At 45.6% G+C, this 23,897-nt stretch carries 15 protein-coding genes and 2 CRISPR repeat arrays; of the genes, 4 read left to right on the plus strand and 11 right to left on the minus strand.

Features of this window, described 5'->3' with window-relative positions:
- Window positions 1–2 precede the first annotated feature (2 nt).
- Both DWU89_RS10255 and DWU89_RS10260 read right to left on the minus strand, forming a co-directional pair.
- Window positions 3–695, minus strand: a complete 693-nt coding sequence (locus tag DWU89_RS10255; RefSeq protein ID WP_115499555.1) for a response regulator transcription factor — start codon at window positions 693–695, stop codon at window positions 3–5.
- The gene (locus DWU89_RS10260; RefSeq protein ID WP_115499556.1) at window positions 685–2,181 is read right to left on the minus strand and encodes a sensor histidine kinase; all 1,497 of its coding nucleotides are present in this window, start codon (window positions 2,179–2,181) and stop codon (window positions 685–687) included. The genes DWU89_RS10255 and DWU89_RS10260 overlap by 11 nt, the downstream gene beginning before the upstream one ends.
- Window positions 2,182–2,332: 151 nt before the next feature.
- Here DWU89_RS10260 and DWU89_RS10265 point away from each other — a divergent pair, with 151 nt between their 5' ends.
- Both DWU89_RS10265 and cas3 read left to right on the plus strand, forming a co-directional pair.
- Entirely contained in the window at window positions 2,333–4,477 is a 2,145-nt protein-coding gene (locus DWU89_RS10265; protein WP_115499557.1) for an outer membrane beta-barrel family protein, read from the plus strand.
- Between the two features lie 235 nt (window positions 4,478–4,712).
- Window positions 4,713–6,935 (plus strand): CRISPR-associated helicase Cas3', encoded by a 2,223-nt coding sequence (gene cas3 / locus DWU89_RS10270; protein WP_222940349.1) that lies wholly within the window; start codon window positions 4,713–4,715, stop codon window positions 6,933–6,935.
- 695 nt (window positions 6,936–7,630) lie between these two features.
- Window positions 7,631–8,980: a CRISPR direct-repeat array (repeat unit 32 nt; unit sequence GTTTCAACCCACGTACCCCAGCGGGATACGAC).
- Window positions 8,981–9,152: 172 nt separating this feature from the next.
- Here the strand turns inward: cas3 and cas2 are convergent.
- From cas2 to cas5c, 6 genes are read right to left on the minus strand one after another with little or no spacing between them, the layout of a single operon-like run.
- On the minus strand, window positions 9,153–9,443 hold the full coding sequence (gene cas2, locus DWU89_RS10275; protein WP_075966380.1) for a CRISPR-associated endonuclease Cas2: 291 nt from the start codon (window positions 9,441–9,443) through the stop codon (window positions 9,153–9,155).
- A gap of 4 nt (window positions 9,444–9,447) precedes the next feature.
- On the minus strand, window positions 9,448–10,482 hold the full coding sequence (cas1c, locus tag DWU89_RS10280) for a type I-C CRISPR-associated endonuclease Cas1c (RefSeq protein ID WP_115499559.1): 1,035 nt from the start codon (window positions 10,480–10,482) through the stop codon (window positions 9,448–9,450).
- Between the two features lie 3 nt (window positions 10,483–10,485).
- The gene (cas4, locus tag DWU89_RS10285) at window positions 10,486–11,154 is read right to left on the minus strand and encodes a CRISPR-associated protein Cas4 (protein ID WP_115499560.1); all 669 of its coding nucleotides are present in this window, start codon (window positions 11,152–11,154) and stop codon (window positions 10,486–10,488) included.
- Window positions 11,151–12,017, minus strand: a complete 867-nt coding sequence (gene cas7c / locus DWU89_RS10290; RefSeq protein ID WP_115499561.1) for a type I-C CRISPR-associated protein Cas7/Csd2 — start codon at window positions 12,015–12,017, stop codon at window positions 11,151–11,153. The genes cas4 and cas7c overlap by 4 nt, the downstream gene beginning before the upstream one ends.
- Before the next feature lie 12 nt (window positions 12,018–12,029).
- Entirely contained in the window at window positions 12,030–13,784 is a 1,755-nt protein-coding gene (cas8c, locus tag DWU89_RS10295; protein ID WP_115499562.1) for a type I-C CRISPR-associated protein Cas8c/Csd1, read from the minus strand.
- Window positions 13,781–14,461, minus strand: a complete 681-nt coding sequence (cas5c, locus tag DWU89_RS10300) for a type I-C CRISPR-associated protein Cas5c (protein ID WP_115499563.1) — start codon at window positions 14,459–14,461, stop codon at window positions 13,781–13,783. Before cas5c ends, cas8c begins: the two co-directional genes overlap by 4 nt.
- 422 nt (window positions 14,462–14,883) lie before the next feature.
- Window positions 14,884–16,962: direct repeats of the CRISPR family, unit length 32 nt; unit sequence GTTTCAACCCACGCACCCATAAAGGATGCGAC.
- Window positions 16,963–17,231: 269 nt separating this feature from the next.
- Between cas5c and DWU89_RS10305 the strand changes: the two genes are divergently transcribed.
- Window positions 17,232–18,548, plus strand: a complete 1,317-nt coding sequence (locus tag DWU89_RS10305; protein ID WP_115499569.1) for an MATE family efflux transporter — start codon at window positions 17,232–17,234, stop codon at window positions 18,546–18,548.
- 59 nt (window positions 18,549–18,607) lie between these two features.
- Here the strand turns inward: DWU89_RS10305 and DWU89_RS10310 are convergent, their stop codons facing one another.
- Genes DWU89_RS10310 through DWU89_RS10320 form a run of 3 tightly spaced genes read right to left on the minus strand, consistent with a single transcriptional unit; the run spans window position 18,608 to window position 22,248 of the window.
- Window positions 18,608–20,314, minus strand: coding sequence for an acyl-CoA dehydrogenase family protein (locus tag DWU89_RS10310; protein WP_115499564.1), 1,707 nt, complete (start codon window positions 20,312–20,314; stop codon window positions 18,608–18,610).
- Window positions 20,315–20,318: 4 nt separating this feature from the next.
- Complete coding sequence (locus DWU89_RS10315) at window positions 20,319–21,338, minus strand: electron transfer flavoprotein subunit alpha/FixB family protein (protein ID WP_115499565.1); 1,020 nt, start codon at window positions 21,336–21,338, stop codon at window positions 20,319–20,321.
- 4 nt (window positions 21,339–21,342) lie between these two features.
- A complete protein-coding gene (locus tag DWU89_RS10320; RefSeq protein WP_115499566.1) occupies window positions 21,343–22,248 on the minus strand; it encodes an electron transfer flavoprotein subunit beta/FixA family protein in 906 nt (301 codons plus the stop codon).
- Between the two features lie 250 nt (window positions 22,249–22,498).
- Between DWU89_RS10320 and DWU89_RS10325 the strand changes: the two genes are divergently transcribed.
- Window positions 22,499–23,692, plus strand: coding sequence for a DUF4861 domain-containing protein (locus tag DWU89_RS10325; protein WP_115499567.1), 1,194 nt, complete (start codon window positions 22,499–22,501; stop codon window positions 23,690–23,692).
- Window positions 23,693–23,897: the final 205 nt, after the last annotated feature.

Below are 23,897 nucleotides of genomic sequence, written 5' to 3' on the forward strand. Positions count from 1 at the left end.
TCTTAAAGCTGTTCGTTGATCAGCTTGTACCCGATACCTCTCACATTCAGAATCTTGATGTGAGGGTCTTTCTCCAATTTGTGGCGCAGTTTGGTGATAAAGACATGCAGGCTGCGCGCATTGTAAAAACTGTCGTCTCCCCACAGGTTTAGCAGGATGTCTTTGCTGTAAATCGGCTGGTTTTCGCTTTTGCATAAACGTTTCAGTATCTCGGATTCTTTAAAGGACAGTGTATCGCTTTCACCGGCTATCAGCAGTGTCTGGGTTTTAGGATAGAAGGTGTACAGGCCGATTTCATAAAACTCGGCTTTTTCTTCTTCCGTCTTGCTTTTGATAAGGAGCGCTTTGGCCCGTACCACTAACTCGCGCAGGCTGAAAGGCTTGCGTACGTAATCGTTTGCACCCAACTCGAAGCCTGAGACAATATCGTCGGTGGAGGAACGGGCGCTGAGAAAGAGCACCGGGACCTCTTTGTCTTCTTTTCGTATCCGCCGGATCATTTCAAATCCGTCTATTTCCGGCATCATGACATCGGCTATGATCAGGTCGGGATGTTGTTTGTAGAAACAGTCGATCCCTTGCAGGCCGTTACAGGCTGTTATAACCAGATATCCCTCTTCCTCTAACGCATCCTTGATGATCATGGAGAGGGTTACTTCGTCTTCTACTACTAATATTGACTTTTTATCTTTCATGTGTCTGGGGTAATGTGATGATAAAACTACTTCCTTCGCCGGGATGGCTTTCAACCCGGATTGTCCCGCTGTGCTTTTGTATCATGGTTTTGACGTAGAACAATCCGATTCCGTATCCTTTAACCGGAGTCCTGTTCTCATTTGGGATCCGGTAGAACTTGTCAAAGATGTGCGACAGATGTTCTTCGGCTATCCCGATTCCATTGTCTGTTATGCATATTGAGATAGCTCCGTCTGTTTCTTCTGCCGTTATCGATATTTGCGGATCGTCTCCGGAATACTTGATTGCATTATCCAGTATATTGCTAAGGATGTTGTAAAGGTGGGTGCGGTCTGCTTCGAGGCAGATCGTGTCCGGAGTAAATTTCCGGCAGACGTGAAACGCTTTGGAAGATTTGATGGTCTGCTGTTCGACAATCTTTCCGGTCAGTTCGTTCAGGTCGATCCGTTCGAATTTGAGTTTAAACTCCTTTTTCCGTTCCAGGCTGAGGGAAAGGATCTGTTCGACCATGTTTCCGAGGCGTTGCAGTTCCTCATGGCAGACATGCAGATACTTGTTCGTTTTTTCTTTATTGCCGGTTATGTTGTAATGGATCATGGCTTCGACTGCCGCATACGTAATGGCGATCGGAGTCTTTAGTTCATGCGTGACATTGTGTGTAAAATCATCTTTCAGTTGTTCCACTGTTTTCTGATGGATAAGGAACCAGAGCATATACGCAAAAGAAAGAGTCAGGATCAGAAGGATCAGGAAAGACGAAAACAGGATGCCCGACATCATCCGGACCGTTTCCCACTTTGTCGGTTCGGTATATACGAAGTAAGCCCTTTTGTGGTAAGTCGTGTAATCCCATTTATATAGCTCATATTTTGTCCGGTCCAGGTTAGCTGGAACGGATGAGGATATGATGGAACTGTCCTCCAGGTTCCATATTTCGGTATAATGATGAATGTCCAGTTCGCTCTTTTGCAAATGGGAGGAAAGAATACTGTCGAACCTGGCAAGGCTAATCGGTTTGATCGTGTCGATTGTTTCGTGCAGGGCACGTTGCATCTGTAGCCCCAATTCTCCCAGCGAACTGAAATCATCCCCTACTTTTACGGCCGTGCTTTTAAGCATTTCCCCCGCTTCTTTGCTGAGTGTCTTCCTGTTGTAGCTGGGATTGTATATGTTTGTGTCGAGCGGTAAAATGCTCCGTTCGGAGATGATCGAGTCTTTATCCGGAAAGCTGGTGCTGATAGCGACACCGCCTTCCGTATCGGCAATGGCTGAAGTCTCCCGCTGTTTGTGTAATGCCTTGCTAAGGAAGTCTGCCCGGTCGAACAGTTCGATATGGTCTGCGTTTTTGATAGCCATCCGGATATCTTCCCGGTTCTGGGCCTGCCGGGAGTGATAGAGGCCGGTTAGCCAGAACAGCTGGTAAATGAAGATTCCGGACAAGGAAAGAATGACCAGTATGACTATATATTTGAACGAAGATTTCATATAAACAAATGTAGAGAAAGTTTATCTGATCCGGCTCATTTGGTAAGACTAAATAACATTCGGGCCGGACGATGTTATATAGTCTTACGAAAGAAAGGCAAAGTTTGGAACTCTCGTTTCCGAATACAACCTTTACAAAAAAAAGAATACGATGAAACACTTCTATTATTATTTGTGGATCGCTTTCCTGGCAGGCCAGGCACCTGTATGGGGACAGAACGCAACGGAAAAGAAACATATCCTCGTGAATGACAGTATAACCGTAGACCTGCCGGAGGTGTTCGTGAAAGCCGAGCGGCCATTAGTAAAGGTGTCGGAAGGTAAATTGCAGTACGACATTCCGAACCTGGTAAAAGACAAGCCGGTCGATAACGCCTTTGATGTGATAGGCGAGCTGCCCGGCATACAAAAAGAAGGGGATAAGGTGTCGATTATCGGAACCCCTTCGACCTCGATCCTGATCAACGGACGGAAAAGTTCGATGACTGCGGAGCAATTAGCCGATTTATTGAAATCAACCTCTTCATCCAAAGTAAAGCAAATCGATGTGATGTATAGCACACCTCCCCGGTTTGGCGTGAAAGGAGCATCCATCAATGTTGTAATAGAAAATGACAAATCATTAAAAGACGTGCTGAAGGGAGAAATCTCTTTGACGGGCAAGCAAGGCTATTTCTTTTCTCCGTCCGGCCAGGCAAACCTTTCGTATATCGGAAAGAACTATTCGGCGGATATCTCTTATTCGGCTTCTTATAATCACGGACGCCAGGAAGAGGAAATGACTGCCCAACCGACTGTAAACGGCCGGCCGTACGATATCAGGCAGGATGACTGGTATAATTTTGTAAGCCTTTCCCACAATATACGGGGCGCTTTCGATTTCGATTTGAAGAACAAAGACCGGCTGTCACTTTCCTATACCGGCCGTTTTTACGATCCGGATAAAATATCGAGAAGAGGCGCGTTAACCGAGTTTGTCGGTATCCAGCGGGTAGAGACGGAGTTGGAATTGTCCGGAGCTTCCAATCTGCATAATGCCCGGATGGATTATGTCAGCCACAAAGGGTTCAGTGCCGGGATGGATTATACTTTTTATAAGAATGACGACAAGCAACACTTGGTGAATGACTTTGAAAAAGAGGAAGAACAGACAATCTCGACTCTGTCTTCCCAGCAGGTACAACGTGCTGATCTTTATCTGAATGACAGCCGTAAGTTGGAAAAAGGATGGATGTTGAATTACGGAGTGGAGGCTTCTCTTTCCGATACCCGTAACGAGTCCGGCCAGTCGATCAATGATGAAGAAGCTCCTGAAGGAACTTTCCGCCTTAAACAAAAAGACTATTCCGTGGGGGCTTTTGCCGGTTTTACGAAACAGTTCGGGAAAAAGATTTCATTGGATGCATCCGTCTCCTTGCAATATTATAGGGCATCCGTCGATTCGGCGGGCAAGAAAAAGACATTATGGAACAGGGTCAGCCTTTTCCCTCAATTGAACTTTACTTACAAAGTAGCCCCGTCCGGTATGCTGATGTTTTCCTTTTCGAGTGATAAATCCTACCCTTCTTATTGGATGACTACTCCCAATACCTATTATATGAATATTTATAGTTCTATTATCGGAAACCCGGATTTGAAGCCGCAACTCTCTTATTCGATGCAACTGAATTATATCCTGAAGAGCAAGTATGTATTCGGCCTGTTTGCCAATATCCAGCCCGATAAAATACAGCAGATGACCTACCAGCGCCACGATGAGTTGCGCTCCGTATTCCAGACGGTGAATATGGATATCTACAATATGTACGGTGCGGTAGCCGTCATCCCTTTCAGGCCTTTTGATTTTATGAGTTCCAGGCTGACATTGATGGGTTGTGCCATCCATAACAAAGGGACACTTTATGATGTCTCTTTCGACCGTAAAAAACTGTTTGGCCGTGCCGAACTGAACAATACGTTCTATCTGACCAAAGACCGTAACTTGTCGTTGGATCTGCGGGGCTATTGTATCTCTCCGGTTATCCAGGGATTGTATGATGTCGACTTTATCTATAACGTCTCGGCCGGCCTGACCTGGACATTCGCGAAAAAGAAGATGCGCCTGACGGTCCGGGGCAATGATTTGTTCGAGGGCGGCAATCCCGTCACCCACGTGGATGAACAGGGACAGAAAAGCCGGATGAAACTCTGGCAGGACAGCCGGAATGTGACATTTACATTGCGCTATAGTTTCGGTGGCTACAAAGAGAAAAAAGCAAAAGAGGTGGATACTTCGCGTTTTGGAACGGGAATCTGATATATTGGAATTGCAAGCTGGTCGTGATTTTCAGTTTTCTCTTTTATCTCTCCGGGAATCATGGACTTGAAGAAGAGTTTTGATAAATAGCTGACTATCCCGTAGTTTTCGTTCTTTAGTACGGAAAACTTTCATACCTTTGTTATTACTGAATATAAAACAAAAGTAGGGAGGTATAGTATAAACTTTTCCTTAACCGTTTGTTTCAGAGGACTAAAATCCCTTCACGTATATAATGAAAGAACAAGATTTTATAGCGCATGTCAAGGTCGAGGATGATGCTTTCCGGATACAGACGGTAAAGGAACACTCTGTCGGTACAGCCCTTTTAAGCGAATCGTTTGCTGCTGTTTTCGGGGCGGCGGCCTGGGGAAAGCAGAATGGCTGGTGGCATGATATGGGAAAATATACAAGGAATAGTTTTCAACCTTATATCCGTAGCGCATCCGGTATGGCGGTGGAACAGAAAGTAGTGAATAAACCCGACCATTCCTCGGCCGGAGCGATTCTGGCTAAGGTGAAATTGCCGGGATATTATCAACCTTTGGCTTATTGCATCGCCGGACACCATTCGGGATTGTTAGACTGGACTTCTTCGGGTGAGGCAAATCTGGATAGGCGTTTGTCTAAAACAGACTGCTATCAGGAGATGCTGAAAGATGCGCCGGAAGAGATGCAAGAGGTGGTTGCTTCGTTAGACCAGCCTTTGGTTGATGATTTTGAGAAGGAGATACATCAATGGATTCGCATGTTGTTCTCCTGTCTGGTTGATGCCGACTATCTGGATACGGAGCGGTTTATGCAGCCGGAACAGGCGAACAGGCGCGGACAATATGATTCTATGGAAACGTTGAAAGACCGGTTTGATACCTATATGGAATCGCTTACGGCAAATGCTCCTGCTTCTTTTATCAATGGGAAACGGGCGGCTATCCTGTCCCGTTGCCGGGAGATGGGCGGTGGGCTTCCCGGTTTTTTTAGCCTGACGGTTCCGACTGGTGGGGGAAAGACATTGGCGTCGATGGCCTGGGCGCTCACCCATGCCGTTCGTTATCAAAAAGACCGGATTGTCATCGTTATTCCTTATACGAGTATTATTGTACAGACGGCTGCCGTGCTCCGGAATATTTTCGGCGCGGAGAATGTGGTGGAGCATCATAGTAATTTGCAGCGGGATAGCAACGACGAACGGTCCCCTTCTTTGCTGGCTACGGAAAACTGGGATGCTCCGATTATCGTGACAACAAATGTGCAGTTCTTCGAATCGCTGTATGCTTGCCGTAGTTCGCGGTGCCGGAAGTTGCATAATATCTGTAACTCTGTTGTTATTCTGGATGAGGCGCAGATGTTGCCGGTTGAGTTTCTGCGTCCGGTACTGGATATTTTGCAGAGCCTGCAAGCCTCTTTTAAAGCCAGTATCTTGTTTACGACGGCGACATTACCCGTCTTTTCCGGTCATATCGGAACGGGGCCGGAGGCCTTTAACGGATTGAAAACTCCCGTAACGGAAATTACTTCCGTGCATGATAATTTGTTTGAGGCTTTTAAACGGGTGGAGCTGCATTGGCCGGAACCGAACACAACCACGACCTCCGATGAGCTTGCCGATGAATTGTCCGGATATGATAGTGTACTATGTATTGTTAATACCCGTAAGGAGGCGCGGGAGCTTTGCCGGCGAATGCCTGAAGGAACTTTGCATTTGTCGCGTATGATGTGTTCCGCGCATATCATGGAGGTGATAAAGTTGATCAAGCAGAAGTTGATGAATAACGAACCTGTTCGTGTCATAAGCACGCAGTTGGTTGAAGCCGGGGTAGATATAGATTTCCCGGTCGTATATCGTGCATTTGCCGGTCTGGATTCAATTATCCAGGCTGCTGGAAGATGCAACCGGGAAGGTAAGTTAAATAAGAAAGGTGAGTTAGGACAGGTGTTTGTCTTCAAGTTTGAGAACAGTATTTTACGTGGGTTGATGGGAAAGGGGGTGAATGCTTTGCGAGAGATGTTGGTTGTTTCCGAGGGAGAGGATTTGTTTTCTCCAGCTTGTATAGCTCAATATTTCAGTTTATTTTATGCTAATTGCAACACCTTTGATAAGGCGGAGGTTAAAAAGAATTTATATGAAGGTGCCGCAGAAATGAATTTCTTTTTTGCTACGGCTGCCGATCGATTCCGGTTGATAGACGATAAGGATTCTGTATCTATTTTAGTCGGTTATGGCGATGGCGCAACCTTACTGGAGGAACTGAAAAGAAACGGTCCGGAATTCTGGTTACTGCGTAAACTACAGCAATATAGTGTATCTGTCAGAAAGTGGGATTTCGAGCAATTACGTAAACAGGGAACAGTAGCAGAGTACGCCGGAATTTTCATTCTGGAGGATGGTCGGTGCTATGATGAGCAGGCAGGATTGGTATTGGATGGTGCTTGGGTGGAGGAGTTGTTGTTGGTTTGATGGAAATATGATATAATTGTAATTTTAATAGGTGAAATAAGGTTGATAGTATTCCATAAAACTTGTACTTTTATGGAATACTATCAACCTTGATGGCAGAATAATGGAGCATCGCTTGTATCCCTGGCGGATACGACTATACATAGCTTGCTATTTGCATTGCGCAAATAGTTTCAACCCACGCACCCCGGCGGGATACGACCAAAGCGGTACACGATACGCGAATTCGCTTTCTTTAGTTTCAATCCACGTACCCCGGCAGGATACGACCGGAGTACGACGGGGTGACCGGATCGATGAGATGTTTCAACCCACGTACCCCAGCGGGATACGACCGTTGCCGGGTAGATGGCAAGGAACAGCAAGCAAGTTTCAATCCACGCACCCATAAAGGATGCGACAAACCGAGGTACGAGGTAAAAGCGTTCTCCTCTGTTTCAACCCACACACCTATAAAGGATGCGACTGTCGTTAGCGTAATCTACGCCCATCCACAAGTTGTTTCAACCCACGTACCCCGGCGAGATACGACTTTGTGAATTGCAGTGGAGCGTACCGACTCGTTGTTTCAACCCACGTACCCATAAAGGATGCGACCGTGTCACCGTACAGGCTATCCAGCATTTTAAGGTTTCAACCCACGCACCTATAAAAGATGCGACTTTTACGCTATGCATCCAGAGGCTACGCAGTTAGTTTCAACCCACGCACCCCGGCGGGATACGACTTGCCCTGCTCGCCCTGTCGTGCAGGACTATAAAAGTTTCAATCCACGTACCCCGGCGGGATACGACCGCCAAGATTGTGGGCGCGATTGTTATCAAGTATGTTTCAACCCACGTACCCCGGCGAGATACGACTGGCCTTTACCACCTTCAACCCGCGTACGTTCGAGTTTCAACCCACGTACCCCGGCGAGATACGACAGACGTTTTCTCATGAATACTCCTTAAATGGTTGGTTTCAACCCACGTACCCCGGCGAGATACGACCTTGCCCGGTTTCCGTAAAGAAAGCATTTACAGTTTCAACCCACGTACCCCGGCGAGATACGACAAACGTATGTACACCATCGGCCAGCTTCATATTGTTTCAACCCACGTACCCCGGCGAGATACGACCTTTTTTGCCAGTAAATCCCATTACCAAGAGAGTGTTTCAACCCACGTACCCCGGCGAGATACGACTCACATAATTGGTATTCAGGTATCCCCCAACTATGTTTCAACCCACGTACCCCAGCGGGATACGACATCAAAAAATAAGCAAGGTAGCAAAATGGAATGTTTCAACCCACGTACCCCAGCGGGATACGACATCTGAAGATTCCAGTTCTTGGGCTGGTGAATAGTTTCAACCCACGTACCCCAGCGGGATACGACAATCCTCTTTTGCAACCTTTAGTGTTCCAGGTAGGTTTCAACCCACGTACCCCAGCGGGATACGACCCGTGTCGATCAGGCCATTGCGGATGTTGAATCGGTGTTTCAACCCACGTACCCCAGCGGGATACGACAACAGGCTATCCGATGAATACAATACTGAATTTGTTTCAACCCACGTACCCCAGCGGGATACGACTCAAGCAGACCAAGCGAAAGTTGCAGCTAAGTTTATGTTTCAACCCACGTACCCCAGCGGGATACGACATCTGTAAATAGAGCTTCGTATGTCTCTTTTAAAGTTTCAACCCACGTACCCCAGCGGGATACGACTTGGAATAGACAATGGAACGACTGGTACAATAGGTTTCAACCCACGTACCCCAGCGGGATACGACTTTTTAAAGATAAAGAGTAAGAGCGATGGAAGAAGTTTCAACCCACGTACCCCAGCGGGATACGACTTGAATCAATGACACATTTCTTCAATCATATAGGAGTTTCAACCCACGTACCCCAGCGGGATACGACGAAGACAGTACAATATGATCCTGAAAAAATGAAGGTTTCAACCCACGTACCCCAGCGGGATACGACTTTCAATTCATCGACATCTTTAATTTTTTCTAAGGTTTCAACCCACGTACCCCAGCGGGATACGACCGCATTGCAAATAATGCAAACATTTACAGCTTGTTAGTGATGTCTTTATGCGATAATAAACTTTTTAGATTCTTTATTGGTGAAATAGGGCTAATAGATATGTGCAAGAGATTAATAATCAATGAATGCGAAAGTTCCTGCTTTCCCGTTAATACTTAATGTTCGCGAATAGCTATATAATAAGTTCGTCTTCTACATTATATGATGTGACGACACCTATATATTCAACCCTTTTAGAATAATTATTCCCTAAGAAATAGAAGCGGATGCTATCTTTTTTATGATCTATAATATCCAATAACTTTAACCTTAACTCGGTAAACTGAGCAGGCGAGACAGAACACTCAAAGACCGAGTTCTGAACGCGTTGACCATAGTTCAGACATTGGCGTGCTACCTGCCGTAACCTGCGCTGCCCGTCGGAAGTCATTGTCTCAACATCATACGTAACAAGGACATACATACAATTATTTCATTAAGAAGACCGGATAATTATCTAAATCATTTCTCAAAAAGCGGGCCAAAAGCATTGCCTGAATATATGGGATAAGCCCTATCGGTACAGATTCATTTAGATAGGGGTGGATTATTGTCTCTCTTTTTCTCTTTTGCCAGGCAAGCAGAACCTCTTTTCTAACATCTTCGTCCATTACAATTCCGTTATCTCCGTGTTCAACAAAACCTTTCCCGGAAATTTGTTTGCGATTGATTAAGGACAGTACTAATCTGTCTGCCAGATAAGCTCGCAACTCTTCCATCATATCTAACGCTAAACTTGCTCTTCCCGGTCGATCGGTATGTAAAAAGCCTACATACGGATCAAGTCCTACCGTTTCTAAGGCAGATTGTACTTCGTGATTCAGTAAGGTGTAAACAAATGACAGCAGGGCATTAACCTTATCTTTGGGTGGCCTTCTGTTTCTCCCGCTAAAAGGAAAATCCTCACATTGCGATATGATCATTTGGTTGAATACAGAGAAATAAGTTGTCGCAGCCTCTCCTTCTATACCTCTTAATGCGTCGGAGGATTCCGCAACTAAAGCCTGATTCTTAGATCTTTTCAGTTTGTCGGACACGGATAAAAAAAGAGAAAGCTGTTCATTGGAAGAAATGTGATCTCTTTTGAAACGATCTATAACTGTTCGGGAATTTGCTATCTTTCCAGCAATGAACAGACGGCTGATCTCTAACGATTTATTTGTGTCATCGGCAATTCTGTATTGTATTCTTCGTAAAAGGACATTCCCTTTTATCGGACCGGATACTCTCCCTTGGAACTGTCCGTTGGCACTTAGAAAACATAATCCTACATTCCTTTCGGCACACATCTTTATTAATGCCGGAGAAGCGCCCATATATCCGAATGTGACGATACCTTCTATATTCAGAACCGGAATTCTGAATATATCTTTATCCTTTACCCTGATTACTACATTTTCTCCATCTTTAGTCAAATAGGCTTCAGGGGTAGTTACATACAGTGTGTTTAATAGTTTTCTCATATTTTAATCATATAACTGGGACAGGTAAGTCTCAACCTTCGATGTTTTTGTTAGTATCTTAGGCATACACACGTCACATAATGAACATGACTTGCAATGCGCTTTGTATATTGCCGGTGGAAGGATTTTCTGCTCATATAACCGGTGCATTTGAGTACATTTCTCTTCAACCAGTGTCCGTAGTTCTCCGGTAAACGGAATCTCTTCCCGGTGGCGAGTTTCTCCGTAATACAAAAAGCCTTTTTCTATGCAGACGTTATACATTTCTTCCAGGCAAATGGCTTGTGCGCATAGCTGGACTTCATCTATCCGGTCTTTTTTAGGTTTTCCCCGTTTGTATTCGACTGGAATTAATTGCCAGAATCCCGGATATTTAGGATGTTGTATAGCGTTTTGTCCAGAGGTGGAAGCGACCATTTCCACTACATCTGAGATTCCATAGAGTCCCAATCGTCTTGAAACGAGCGTAACAGACCTTAATGTTACTATGTCTTTGTTACGGTTCATCAAGGTTGGATCGTCTACCTTTTGATGCATCCAACTTCCTTCAACCGTGAGGTTGTTTTCCGCCCACTGCTGTTCGATATGTATAAGGGCCCATTGACGTTCACAGAAAGTTATGTGCTGGATTCCGGAAAGCATCAACAGGTCCTCATCTCCGTATTCTATCATATCATGTCCAGAACTTCTATACCTTCCGGTAGTTTATCCTTGTCGATGGTGACAATATAATCGTCGAACGAGCGGGGTGGGCGTTGGTCGTCCTTTAGCTGGACCTTAACTAAACTGAATAAGGTATGGGCTGAAGCATTTCCTAATGCTGTACTGTGCTTGAATACGATTAACTTACGGGCATTCATCATGCCTCTGGCAGCAGAATGATCGTGGTCGAACATATTTTTCAGTGAATCCCAGAATAAATTCAAGTCCTCTTCATTGAACCCGGTCTGTGCAGCTAAATGTGCGGAAATAAATCCGTTTGCTTTGTATAATCCATAGGGTACAGTGAACTTACGGCCCATGGTGCGGTTATCTCCACTCTGTTTTTTAGCTTCGTCATCAGTTGCCACCGCCATGCGGGTTATACTATGCTCGGCGGTAACGATCGGATTGATAGAACGGGCAAAGGTAAACTGAATAGGACCACGAACTTGTCCGGCATTTTCACCTGTACTAAGTACGGCTCCAAATGTTCTTATATCATAAAAATTTCTGCACATCCATTGTCGGGCAGCCTCTGTTTTATCTCCTTTTTCTTTTATATCTTTAACCCCTTCCTGTTTATGAGCTTCAGTGATCGAATTATTCAATATAGCTTTCTCTTTAATGAATATATCATAAGGTTTCTCATACCCTTTTACTATTTGAACAAAGTTACGGACTTTACGCTTCAGGCATACGTCAGAAACCAGGCCTTCACCTGTTTCCGGATCAACTCTTGGTAAGTTTCCGGCATCCGGATCTCCGTTTGGATTACCGTCCTGTACATCAAATAAATAAATAAAGTCATAACGATTGTTTATTGCTGCTTCCATATTTGTATAGTATTAATTCTTTTCTTTGTCTGTTGTTGTTTTATATAAATCTTCTCTTTGATGGTAATAACCGATTGCAAAGCGGGATTGGTCGTCCATCGATAAATATTTAGGTAACCCGTTACTGTCCAGATCGGTGATAACACTTTGCAGTAATTTTTCATAATAAACAGATTTCCCTGTATCAAATTTTGCCAAGTGATGTCTGGATAAAGACAATAAACGGCCGAACACCGTTGTCGGAGTGGTCGACGCTGCACCGTAGTAGCGCTCTTTAATCGTAGAGTTGGCTCCTGGAATAGCATCACTCTGTATCTTTTCAAGGATAGCGAACAAGCGCCCACATAAGTACGCTTGGTTCTTATTTTCTAAATCTAATGCCATTTTAATTTCTTTAGGTGGATTATTATGATTTCTGAATTTTCTATTTAAGTATGCTTTGAGTATAGCGGCCCTTATCGACGTTATATTCCGGTCTGCTTTGATCCGTATCAGGCATTGCATCTGCAAGGTGGTCGGATAGGGTTGGTTGTCCCATATACTTTGGCTTAAATCGCTGGCTAAGTTGGGCGGCAGATTTTCCATTTTATTTAAGGAGGCAACCTGAGTCAGCAAGTTGAATAGAGAAAAATAGACTCTTTGATTCTTGCTTTTAGTGATTTCCAAGTCCTCAAAATGCTGTCTGATATGATTGGCGAATTCGCCTACTGTTCCTTGTCGCCAGAATCTTACGGAGATACGGGCGGCATTAGGAGATAAGCCTAACACGTAAAAGGGTGTTTTGTCCTCATCATTCAATATTCCTGAGAAGGGGGATTTTAAGAAATCTCTGATAACTTCCGTGTTTTTATCCGGATTATCTTTGGGAGGAGGCGCAAATATGAAACTGACACATTGTTCCAGCTTTGTCGGTTTCTGAGACCAGAAAACAACGGATGTGTCGTGCAAGTGATATTTGTTGGAAGAGTCTTTTCCCAATAAAGAATTTAAAGCTGTGGTATAAGCATCTTCAGCCTCTTTTGAAATAGGCGCGTTCATACCTTGCTCTTTATAATATGAATCGTAACCGGCTTTCTTTTGGAAGCCGACCAGCTTTGCGCCGCTTTTCCCTCCGGGTATGGTGATGGCACTATTGAGTATTGCTATCGGAGCCTTTTTTCCGGTGATGAGGCATATCCCTATTGGTTCATCTTTATCCGAACAGTCTTCTATGGATGATTTTATATCTGGATTATCAGCTACGATTGTATTGTGTCCGGCTACTTTAAAGGATATGTTTGTACCGTCTTTTTTGATACATTCTTCCCATAGCGGGTCCGTTTTTATGCGTTGAAGATTTTCCGGATCATCATAGAATCCGGCTACTGCTTGAATCTCTTCATTGGAAGGATACATCTCGGCAAACCGTTTGACTTCCTGCACAAAGGTTTTATTTTGTTTTGCGGCATCCTCCAATGCTTTCGGCATTCCTTTGTCATCTGTATTTTTAGGTTGTGCTAATACATATCCGAAATGGTCCCAAAATATATTTGCAGTTTGCCAACTGTTACTGCCTGTACGCCCTTTACTTTTAACGACCAGATATTTTTTTGCTCGCTTCTGTTTTCCTATACCTTCGGATGTATCTTGTAACTCTAAAAACTTCCCGTTTTTATCTATCAGAATAAGATATGGGATTTCTTTCCATTCTAATCCTCGGGGGGCGATGGCGCTCTCCGGATCAGCAGCTTTACGCTGGTAATAATCGTATAATGCCTGTAAAATCATCGACGTACCTCCTCGCTGTTTATTGATGGAACGACCAAGACTCCTTGTTTCATGATTGCACGGAAGAACATTGGTTTCGGATCTTTTTCGTTGGTGAAATCCATATCATATAACATATAGCCTAAATCACGATCCTCCGGTATTCCTTCTCCTTTTACCGGATTTTCGATATACGTAAAGTCAGCAGAGAACTCCCTGCAGCCTAAATAAGGTTGATTGAAACATTGTCCCTTTTTTGCTCTGCGCTCGAACATTGCATTATATTTACCGGGATTTTCGTCGGAAGATCCCGATGTTGCTTTCGGCTTATCGTCTTCGGTTCTATTCCTTACGGGTATAAATTCCAGCTCTGCAAAAATCCTATAGCAGACATCTTTTAGTAACAAACTGGATTTTTGTTGTCGGTTATTTTCGATGAATAACCCGGATGAACGGGGACTCATTAAACTTCCAACCTCATTTCTTTTCATGGAAAGCCATCTGATGGGATTTAGTACTTCTATCCGGGTAATATTCCATCGTATGGCAGGTTTCCAAAATATAGATTCAAAAATAGCCCGGGCTGCAGAAGGCGTTATTACATCGTAGCTAACTCTTTCAACTTTCATTTCCAGACGGGTAAAGCAGGCCATGCTTCCTTTAACCTCAAGACAGTATTCTTTATTTGTATATACCATATGTTTAGGTTAACGATTAATAAATAGTAATATAGGTGTTCATCCTTTGAGAATTACGGTTTCTCTATGACTATATTTTACAAAGCTATATTTTATTTTCTAACAAACAAGCGTTTTAGTTCTTTAATCTTCTTGCAAAAAGTATTATAAATAATTGTATTTATAAATAGTAGCATCCTTTATGGGCACAACTGCGAACACAGAGGTTCCTCAGCATCGAAAAAATAACTTGATTCATGTACTCATAAAGGATACGACTACGAAGCCTTGATGTCTTCGTACAGCGGGTTCAGGTTTTAATCCGCGCACCCGTAAAGGATGCGACCACCGTAAAGTTGGGGTCGCTCATCATCGTGTTGTTTCAACCCACGCACCATAAAGGATGCGACGTCCATCCACAAGTATTCACCGCCCACGTTGATGTTTCAACCCACGCACCCATAAAGGATGCGACGCCGTTTCTTTTACTTCGCTCAATACGTCCTTACAGTTTCAACCCACGCACCCATAAAGGATGCGACAATAAATACAGGGCAATCGCTACTTATTATGAGGTTTCAACCCACGCACCCATAAAGGATGCGACATAAGGTTTCCGTTACAGCTGCAATGGTTATAGAGTTTCAACCCACGCACCCATAAAGGATGCGACTACCTTCCGCCTTACGTTTGAGTACCGGGAAACTGTTTCAACCCACGCACCCATAAAGGATGCGACTTCATCTTCCGACAGCACATCCGAATAAGCATAGTTTCAACCCACGCACCCATAAAGGATGCGACGTGATTTGGGTGGCGTAAACCTCGATACCTTTGCGGTTTCAACCCACGCACCCATAAAGGATGCGACTTAAATAACGGCTTTATGGAAAGAGTATTCACTGTTTCAACCCACGCACCCATAAAGGATGCGACTCTCTTACAAACATTGCAAGATATTGAGTATTTGGTTTCAACCCACGCACCCATAAAGGATGCGACCTTTTTTCCTGAGGTTTTGAGTTCGTCCATACGTGTTTCAACCCACGCACCCATAAAGGATGCGACAATATCCGGTTGCTTGGGACGAACATCGATAACCTGTTTCAACCCACGCACCCATAAAGGATGCGACTAACCCGTACCCGTCCGACAGTGACGCCGAGATGTTTCAACCCACGCACCCATAAAGGATGCGACTTATTACCGGTAGTCCACACGAACGTATGATCATAGTTTCAACCCACGCACCCATAAAGGATGCGACTTCCAATATCTCCGTTGCAGACTGGCGAATGCGTTTCAACCCACGCACCCATAAAGGATGCGACAACAACCGGCTTATTTCGGTGTGATAGTGTTTCCTGTTTCAACCCACGCACCCATAAAGGATGCGACCTGACGACAATTTATTTACCAACACAGTATAATGCGTTTCAACCCACGCACCCATAAAGGATGCGACTGATAGAAATGGTAAGGCACACCACATCAAAGGGTTTCAACCCACGCACCCATAAAGGATGCGACGTCACGCTTATTCATATAAAGTCAATTTTCATATTGTTTCAACCCACGCACCCATAAAGGATGCGACGAAAATGGAAGGCCGGCGCCCCAGGGTAGTAAGTTTCAACCCACGCACCCATAAAGGATGCGACTCCCCATCTCGTTGCATACTTTCAGTCCCTGAGTCTGTTTCAACCCACGCACCCATAAAGGATGCGACTCAAATAATCGTTAAGAGCGTCACGTTCGGAGCGGTTTCAACCCACGCACCCATAAAGGATGCGACAACTATCAGATCGCGTGGCTGCTGTCTGAGGCAAGTTTCAACCCACGCACCCATAAAGGATGCGACTGGAATAATTCTAAATTGTCGAATATTCGATAAGTTTCAACCCACGCACCCATAAAGGATGCGACTACACAGGGATGTAAATTCATAATAGCCAAATGTTTCAACCCACGCACCCATAAAGGATGCGACAAGATGAATAGTGATATAGCTATTAAAAAGAAAGAGTTTCAACCCACGCACCCATAAAGGATGCGACCAGACTTCATAGAGTTTATTTCGACAGATCTCCTCGTTTCAACCCACGCACCCATAAAGGATGCGACAAAATGCTGTATCTTCAAACATATAACTTATATGTTTCAACCCACGCACCCATAAAGGATGCGACTTGCAACTGATTATGATAGAGGTCGATTTTATCATGTTTCAACCCACGCACCCATAAAGGATGCGACGTTACGATATTTTCCAGAACGAAGAATTCTTGAATGTTTCAACCCACGCACCCATAAAGGATGCGACGAAAATGAGCAGGCAAAGAAGTTGGAATTAAATAGTTTCAACCCACGCACCCATAAAGGATGCGACTCTGAATCGCTCCTGCAGAACATAATGATTTCAATGTTTCAACCCACGCACCCATAAAGGATGCGACCTACAGACGTTACATGGATAGAAGCTCCTTTAATGTTTCAACCCACGCACCCATAAAGGATGCGACTCCATGTTTATGAAAAGCTTTATTGACGACACGTTTAGCATATAATTTTGCGAATGATAGAGTTGAAAAATAATAGATGTTCATTTTCTCTAAGCAAATACGTAAATATCTGATTAGTAGGGAATGCGAACATCTAACGTTTTTACAACCACTTAGGGTTCGCGCCTTGTCTTTGATTGAAACATTGCTGCGTAATCATGTTATCTATGAAAGTATTCTGTAACTTTGCCTACAAATTTAAGAATAAGCTTATTGTATATGCGATAATTATGAATAAAAAAATCCTTCAATTAGCGCTCCCTTCTATTGTTTCCAATATAACCGTACCCTTATTAGGGCTGGTCGATGTGGCGATTGTCGGGCATCTGGGGGCGGCTTCTTATATAGGGGCGATTGCGGTAGGGGGGATGTTGTTCAATATTATTTACTGGCTGTTCGGATTTCTGCGTATGGGGACGAGTGGGATGACTTCACAGGCTTTGGGAAGACGGGATTTGCCGGAGGTGACACGGGTGTTGTTGCGGTCGGTGGGAGTCGGGCTTTTCATTTCGCTGGCATTGCTTCTGCTGCAGTATCCGATACGGAAAATAGCTTTTGCTTTGCTCGATACGACTGCGGAGGTGGAGCATTTGGCTGCACTTTATTTCCGTATTTGCATCTGGGGTGCACCGGCCGTATTGGGATTATATGGCTTTTCCGGTTGGTTTATCGGGATGCAGAATTCCCGTTTTCCAATGTTTATTGCAATAACGCAGAACATTGTCAATATCGTGGCAAGCCTGATCTTTGTGTTTGTCTTTGGAATGAAGGTGGAAGGGGTTGCCACGGGAACGCTGATTGCACAGTATGGCGGGTTTCTGATGGCTGTCTTTCTGTGGCTTGTTTACTATCGGAAGCGGTTGAAAGGGCGTGTCGGCTGGCAGGAGATTGTGGATAAGGTTGCCATGCGCCGCTTTTTCCAGGTAAACAGTGATATCTTCTTCCGGACGCTTTGTCTGGTTGCCGTTACAACCTTTTTTACCTCTACGGGAGCCCGGCAGGGGGATACGGTTTTGGCGGTCAATACATTGCTGATGCAATTGTTTACACTGTTCTCTTATATCATGGACGGATTCGCGTATGCCGGCGAAGCGTTGGCGGGACGCTATATCGGCGCCCGAAACCAAAGTGCGCTCAACCGGATGATTCATCTGCTGTTCGGCTGGGGGATCGGGTTGTCTCTCCTCTTTACCCTGCTTTACGGAGTAGGAGGGAAAGGTTTCCTGTCGCTACTGACCAACGATTCTGCCGTCATTCAGGAAGCCGGAACTTATTTCTATTGGGTGCTGGCCGTCCCGTTTGCCGGTTTTGCAGCCTTTCTCTGGGATGGTATCCTGATCGGTGCCACTGCTACCCGCCTGATGCTCTATTCCATGCTGGTTGCCTCTGGTACCTTCTTCCTGATCTATTACCTTTTTTCCGGCACAATGGGAAACCATGCATTATGGATGGCATTCCTGACTTATTTGTTATTGAGGGGGATTATGCAATGGGGGTTGTGGCATCGGATGAGAAGCTGTGGTGGTGATGTGATGGTACAAATATAAATAAAAGAGCCGGATATCAAAGCGATACCCGGCTCTTTTTATGGAGGAGACAATGATTCTTATTGTCTGTAGTTTACTAATTCGTCTGCGTTGAAACTGTGGATGAAGCTGCTGTGTTTTTCAACTTCGGCTTCAACGTAGTTCAGATATACGACGGCTGATTTGGCAAACATTTCGGGTGCTCTTGTTGCGTCTTGGATCAGGAGATGGGCCATAATACAGTCGGCGGCCATTTCCATAAGGCGGCGGGCAACGAAATCCAGCAATTCCTGGTTCTGGGCTTCCTTCACGATATTCATGCAAGCTCCCAACTTGTTGGCCATTTCAACTAACCGCGCTTTCAACGGTTCCATTTCCGGAGAACATGGGATCGCTTCGAAGTCGCGGATGGTCGCCAGATAAGAACCGTTCGTTACGTAACGGATAGCAGCTACAGTCTGCAACTGTGTCGTACCTTCGTAGATGGAGGTGATACGGGCATCGCGGTAGATGCGCTGACAAGCGTATTCCAACATGAAACCGGAACCACCGTGAATCTGGATACAGTCGTATGCATTCTGGTTCGCATATTCGGAGTTCATACCCTTTGCCAACGGTGTGAAAGCGTCTGCCAACTTCTCATATTTCTTTTGCTCCTGACGTTCTTCCGGAGTCAGCTTGCGTTCGCGTGCGATATCATCTAATGCTTTGTAGATGTCTACATAGCGGGAAGTCTGATACAACAGTGCACGGCCGGCATCCAGTTTCGCTTTCATGATAGACAGCATGTCGTAGACAGCCGGAAATTCGATGATTGCCTTGCCGAACTGTTTCCGTTCCTTGGCATAAGCCAACCCTTCGTTGTAGGCAGCCTGGCTCAGGCCGACAGACTGGGCGGCGATACCCAAACGGGCTCCGTTCATCAGAGCCATCACATATTTGATCAAACCTAATTTGCGGTTTCCGCAAAGTTCGGCTTTCGCATTCTTGTAAACCAATTCGCAAGTAGGAGAACCGTGGATACCCAATTTGTTTTCGATACGGCGCACATCCACACCGCCTTCTTCCTTGTCGTAGATGAACATAGACAAACCGCGTCCGTCTTTTGTTCCCTCTTCCGAGCGGGCCAGTACCAGGTGCAAGTCTGCATCGCCATTGGTGATGAAACGTTTTACACCGTTCAGGCGCCAGCAATTTTCTTTCTCGTCGAAAGTCGCTTTCAACATCACGGACTGGAGGTCCGAACCGGCATCCGGTTCTGTCAGGTCCATAGACATCGTCGCTCCGGCACAGATACGCGGGATGAAACGGCTGTGTTGGTCTTCGTTACCGAACTCATATAATGTTTCGATACAGTCCTGGAGTGACCAGATGTTTCCGAATCCGGCATCTGCAGCAGATACGATTTCGGCACACATGGTGTACGGAGTGATCGGGAAGTTCAAACCACCGAAACGGCGCGGCATCGTCATACCGTTCAGGCCGGCTTTGACCATTGCGTCCAGATTCTGCTTCGTTCCGGAAGCATATTCCACACGTCCGTTAGCACAGTGAGGGCCTTCTTCGTCGACACCTTCGGCATTGGGAGCGATGATTTCGCCGGTAATTTCGCCGGTGATCTCGAGCACCTTGTCGAATGAATCCAACGTATCGGCATAATCCTGGGGTGCATAGTCGAACTCTTCTTTATCTCTGTAATTGCGTTCTTTCAGTTCGCAAATACGTTCCATCATCGGATTGTTCAAGTGATACTTGAGTTCCGGAATGTCTGTATAATAATTTGCCATCTCTTTACTTGCTGTTCTGTTTGTAATACTTAATCATCTTCGGGATCACTTCTTCAACCGTGCCGTTGATAACATAGTCGGCAATCGTGTTGATCGGAGCGTTCTCGTCGTTGTTGATAGAGATGATGATACCTGCATCCTGCATACCTGCGATGTGCTGGATCTGTCCGGAGATACCGCAAGCGATATACAGTTTCGGACGGACCGTTACACCTGTCTGGCCGATCTGGCGGTCATGGTCGCAGTAACCGGCATCAACGGCTGCACGGCTGGCTCCGACTTCGGCATGAAGTTCTTTCGCCAGTTCGAACAATTTGTCGAATCCCTCTCTGGAACCCATTCCGTAGCCGCCGGCTATGACGATCGGAGCTCCCTTCAGGTTATGTTTTGCCTTTTCCACGTGGCGGTCGATGACTTTCACTACATAATCCGTTTCCGGAACATATTTGGCAACGTCGTGTTTGATCACTTCGCCTTTGTAGTTGGCATCCAGTATTTCTTTCTTCATCACACCTTCGCGGACAGTCGCCATCTGAGGGCGGTGTTCCGGGTTGATGATCGTAGCCACGATGTTACCACCGAAAGCCGGACGGATCTGGTATAACAGGTTTTCATACGTTTTACCTGCTCTCTTATCTTCGTGCGAACCGATTTCAAGGGAAGTACAGTCTGCCGTCAAACCGCTTGTCAGGGCGGATGAAACACGTGGTCCTAAGTCACGGCCGATAACCGTTGCACCCATCAGGCAGATTTGCGGTTTTTCTTCTTTGAACAGATTGATCAGGACAGAAGAATGCGGGAGAGAGGTGTAAGGGAACAATCCCGGTGCATCGAAGACGTGCAACTTGTCGACGCCGTAAGGCATCACCTGCTTCTCGATCCCTTCCAGGCCGGAACCTGCAACAATGGCTTCGAGCTGGCAGTTTAACTGATTCGCTAACTTGCGACCTTTGGTCAGCAGTTCGAGGCTTACATCGGCAACCGTCGTACCTTCAAGCTCACAATATACAAATACATTATTCATACTCTTATCCGATAGTGTGGTTAGCTAACAGTTCAACAATCAAATCTTCCACATCCTTGTCCGAGCCGGTCAGCGTCTTGCTTTCCTTTGCCTGGAACACGATGTTCTGAATGGCTTTAACCTTCGTCGGCGAACCGGACAGACCGCATTGTTCGAGATCTCCGTTTACATCTGCCACGCTCCATTCCGGAATGTTCAGATACGGACGTTTCTCATACAGTTCAGGGTAAGCTAATGCCGCTACGCCTTCCGGATGGCAGGCAGGTGCCGGAGCTTTCTCCTGTGCGCCTAATGCCCGTTTGTATTTCATCACCAGTTTGGCATTACGCGGGCGGCATGGGGCAGCCGAACCGTTGACCGTTATCACGATAGGCAGCGGGCCTTCCACTGTTTCGACACCGCCGTCGATATGGCGTTTTACCGTGATGCGGCGGCTCTTTTCGTCTACATTCAGGATTTCTTCAGCATATGTGATCTGTGTCAGTCCTAATTTTTCAGCTACCTGCGGACCTACTTGTGCCGTGTCGCCATCGATAGCCTGACGTCCTCCGATAATGATATCGTAGTCACCGATTTTCCTGATCGCTGTGGCAAGCGCGTAAGACGTAGCCAAGGTGTCTGCGCCGGCAAATGCACGATCTGTCAGCAGATAACCGTTATCTGCTCCACGATATAAACCTTCACGAATAATTTCTGCGGCGCGCCCCGGACCCATTGTCAACAGGGTTACTGTAGTTCCCGGATAGGCATCTTTCAAACGAAGGGCCTGTTCTAACGCGTTCAAGTCTTCCGGGTTGAAGATGGCAGGAAGGGCAGCACGGTTGATTGTCCCGTCTTCCTTCATCGCATCCTTTCCCACATTACGTGTGTCCGGAACCTGTTTCGCTAATACAATAATTTTTAAACTCATATTATAGGAATATTAGATTTCTATATCAGATATTTGTTCGCATTAACCTTCAAATACTGACCTGCAAAAGTAATCAAACATTCTTTATATCAAAGAACTTTCTTCCGGAATCTGCACACTTTAGGTTTTTTTGAGCATATGCTTTAGAATATCTTTTGTATTTTTGCTTCCGGGTAGACCAATAAAAATAAAATAAGACAGTACCATGAATTTTAATCAGAAAACCACAAGGCCGTTAATTACGCTTTGTATGACCGGATTTCTTTTTGCCGCCTTCCAACATAAGGCGCAGGCGGAAGAGCTGGCCCGCACCGTAGAAGTCTCCAATGAATGGAATATCGATAAGGCAGACGAGCCGGTCGTGCTCCGCCTGAGCGATATGAATCCCTCTTTTCGGGTGCGTTCGGCAACGGTCTGGGACGGGACAACGGAAATTCCTTCCCAATTGGATGACCTCGATGGCGACCGTAAGGCGGATGAATTAGCCTTCGTGTTGGATGTCCCTTCCGGAGCGGTAAAAAAGCTTAAAGTCGTCCTGTCTTCCGAGAAGACGGACCGGACTTATCCATCCCGTGTGTTTGCCGAGATGCTGGTGAGCGACAGGAACGGCAAGCATGTCCCGATTACCTCCCTGACCATTCCGGGAACAAGCAATATCTACAACCAGCTGCATCATCACGGTCCGGCTTTCGAGTCGGAGTTAGTAGCCTATCGCATTTATTTCGACAAGAAGCAGACCGTCGATATTTACGGAAAGTTCAATAAAGGTTTTGAGATACAGGAATCCCAGTTTTATCCGACAGACGAACAGTTGGCACGCGGTTTCGGTGACGACGTGTTGTTGGTAGGCGGCAGTTGCGGTGTCGGCGCATTGAAAGGATGGGACGGTAAAAAAGCTACCCATATCGAGCCGGTCGCCAGCCTGACGGAGACGATTCGGGCGTATGGTCCGGTGCGTACTGTTACGGATATTGTTTCGAACGACTGGCAGTATCAGGGTTCGGAGCTCCAAATGACAGTCCGTTATATCCTGTATGCCGGGCATCGGGATTGTGAAGTGCAGGTCTTTTTTGCCGAACCGTTGAAGAAAGAGATATTCAGCACAGGTGTTCTGAACATAAAAGGTTCCACCTCTTTTTCCGATCATCAGGGTTTGATTGCCTGCTGGGGAAGGGACTGGCCTGTGAACGATACGGTCAAATATGCAAAAGAAACGGTCGGCGTCGCTACCTGCCTGCCGTCCGGACTTATAAAAGGAGAATCGCAAGACCCCGTCAATTACCTATATATAATAGGAGCGGAGGGAAAATCGTCCTTTACTTATCATATCACCTTTACATCCATGAAGGAAACATTTGGTTATAAGACAAAAGAGGACTGGTTCGCATTTGTACAGAAGTGGAAAAAGGAATTGCAACAGCCTTGCCGTGTCCGGATTAAGTAGTCTCTCGCTAAGGGGTTATTGTAAAAAACGTATTTTTCCGGCTCGCAAGACATCCGGAACAAAATAAATGTTAATCCGTTTTTTTGACCTCAAAAAGGGACTTTTCCCTCTTTTTTGAGCGTTTTCCCCAATTATGACCGTCCTCTTTGCCATTACGACCGTGCTAATGTGTAGTGCACTCGGCACCTCGCGAAGATTAGGACGG

Origin of the sequence: Parabacteroides acidifaciens, assembly GCF_003363715.1 — a bacterium.
Classification (GTDB): domain Bacteria; phylum Bacteroidota; class Bacteroidia; order Bacteroidales; family Tannerellaceae; genus Parabacteroides; species Parabacteroides acidifaciens.

What these genes read in the sequence shown, in the direction of transcription:
- DWU89_RS10255 (WP_115499555.1), bottom strand. Translation starts at nt 695, where the DNA reads ATGAAAGATAAAAAGTCAATATTAGTAGTAGAAGACGAAGTAACCCTC.
- DWU89_RS10260 (WP_115499556.1), bottom strand. Translation starts at nt 2,181, where the DNA reads ATGAAATCTTCGTTCAAATATATAGTCATACTGGTCATTCTTTCCTTG.
- DWU89_RS10265 (WP_115499557.1), top strand. Translation starts at nt 2,333, where the DNA reads ATGAAACACTTCTATTATTATTTGTGGATCGCTTTCCTGGCAGGCCAG.
- cas3 (WP_222940349.1), top strand. Translation starts at nt 4,713, where the DNA reads ATGAAAGAACAAGATTTTATAGCGCATGTCAAGGTCGAGGATGATGCT.
- cas2 (WP_075966380.1), bottom strand. Translation starts at nt 9,443, where the DNA reads ATGTATGTCCTTGTTACGTATGATGTTGAGACAATGACTTCCGACGGG.
- cas1c (WP_115499559.1), bottom strand. Translation starts at nt 10,482, where the DNA reads ATGAGAAAACTATTAAACACACTGTATGTAACTACCCCTGAAGCCTAT.
- cas4 (WP_115499560.1), bottom strand. Translation starts at nt 11,154, where the DNA reads ATGATAGAATACGGAGATGAGGACCTGTTGATGCTTTCCGGAATCCAG.
- cas7c (WP_115499561.1), bottom strand. Translation starts at nt 12,017, where the DNA reads ATGGAAGCAGCAATAAACAATCGTTATGACTTTATTTATTTATTTGAT.
- cas8c (WP_115499562.1), bottom strand. Translation starts at nt 13,784, where the DNA reads ATGATTTTACAGGCATTATACGATTATTACCAGCGTAAAGCTGCTGAT.
- cas5c (WP_115499563.1), bottom strand. Translation starts at nt 14,461, where the DNA reads ATGGTATATACAAATAAAGAATACTGTCTTGAGGTTAAAGGAAGCATG.
- DWU89_RS10305 (WP_115499569.1), top strand. Translation starts at nt 17,232, where the DNA reads ATGAATAAAAAAATCCTTCAATTAGCGCTCCCTTCTATTGTTTCCAAT.
- DWU89_RS10310 (WP_115499564.1), bottom strand. Translation starts at nt 20,314, where the DNA reads ATGGCAAATTATTATACAGACATTCCGGAACTCAAGTATCACTTGAAC.
- DWU89_RS10315 (WP_115499565.1), bottom strand. Translation starts at nt 21,338, where the DNA reads ATGAATAATGTATTTGTATATTGTGAGCTTGAAGGTACGACGGTTGCC.
- DWU89_RS10320 (WP_115499566.1), bottom strand. Translation starts at nt 22,248, where the DNA reads ATGAGTTTAAAAATTATTGTATTAGCGAAACAGGTTCCGGACACACGT.
- DWU89_RS10325 (WP_115499567.1), top strand. Translation starts at nt 22,499, where the DNA reads ATGACCGGATTTCTTTTTGCCGCCTTCCAACATAAGGCGCAGGCGGAA.